Here is an 874-nt window from a genome sequence, read left to right as displayed (position 1 = left end):
TGGTTTCATCCTGAAAATTCAGCATGCCATCGAAATCCTCCGCCGGATCACCAATCAACCGGTCATCACCCGCCTGAAACATATGCAGATGACAGGCCTGCCAGCCCATCGCCAACTGGATAATCCGGTGAAGATCCTGAAACGTGGTATCCGGCGCAATCAGCAACCGGCGCCAGATCGGCGGCCGGGCGCCGAGAAGTGATACTTTGAGTTGGTAGGCTTTGTTGGCTGGCGGGGGCATAAGGGCTCCGGTAGTTTGGGGTCCACTTCATGAGCACATTTCTAAACGCAATCATTGTACTTACGGCAAAGCTGGTTCAGTTCTCCGTGTCGATCCCTCAGGACACCTGGCAATCCGGATTTAGCCATTCCCGCTCCCTTATAAATAAGTCGCTTTCCCAAAAGTCTAACCCACACCTTCCCGGCACTCTACCTTGTTGCGGCATTGCCTAATCAGAAATGCGCCGGAAGGTAGCCCAACTACCTCGCCAGTGATAGACTAAGTTCAAAGAACTAAGTCTATGGAGGAAAAATGGAATCCGTCAACATGCACGAAGCAAAAACCCGCCTGTCACAACTGGTGGCCCGTGCCGCCAAGGGCGAGGCATTCATCATCGCCAAAGCGGGAAAGCCGGTTGCCCGGGTAATGGCTTACGATTCCCCCGAACAAAGCCAGCAAAAACGGATTGGCTTCATGGCAGGTGAATTCACGGTGCCGGAAGATTTTGACCGGATGGGCCAGGACGAAATAGTTGAAATGTTCGGAGGCTGAGGTGAACCTGCTTCTGGATACCCACATTCTGCTATGGGCAGCGGCCGAGCCGGATAAGCTGTCACCCGAGGCGGCAACCCTGATCAGCAACGAAAGTAACCG

The 874-nt window shown here is 53.8% G+C and carries 2 protein-coding genes; one reads left to right on the top strand and one right to left on the bottom strand.

From position 1 onward, the window contains the following. Window positions 1-241: plasmid pRiA4b ORF-3 family protein (locus B2W52_RS06480; RefSeq protein WP_286802026.1), on the bottom strand; the 241-nt coding region annotated here is incomplete at its 3' end. A gap of 291 nt (window positions 242-532) precedes the next feature. Here B2W52_RS06480 and B2W52_RS06475 point away from each other — a divergent pair. Further along, the gene (locus tag B2W52_RS06475) at window positions 533-772 is read left to right on the top strand and encodes a type II toxin-antitoxin system Phd/YefM family antitoxin (protein ID WP_008171314.1); all 240 of its coding nucleotides are present in this window, start codon (window positions 533-535) and stop codon (window positions 770-772) included. Window positions 773-874 lie beyond the last annotated feature (102 nt).

It is taken from the genome of Marinobacter sp. UBA2498, assembly GCF_002341575.1.
Lineage (GTDB): Bacteria > Pseudomonadota > Gammaproteobacteria > Pseudomonadales > Oleiphilaceae > Marinobacter > Marinobacter manganoxydans.
The sequence above is the reverse complement of the archived record's forward strand: the minus strand, read 5'-3'. Positions and strand labels throughout refer to the sequence as shown.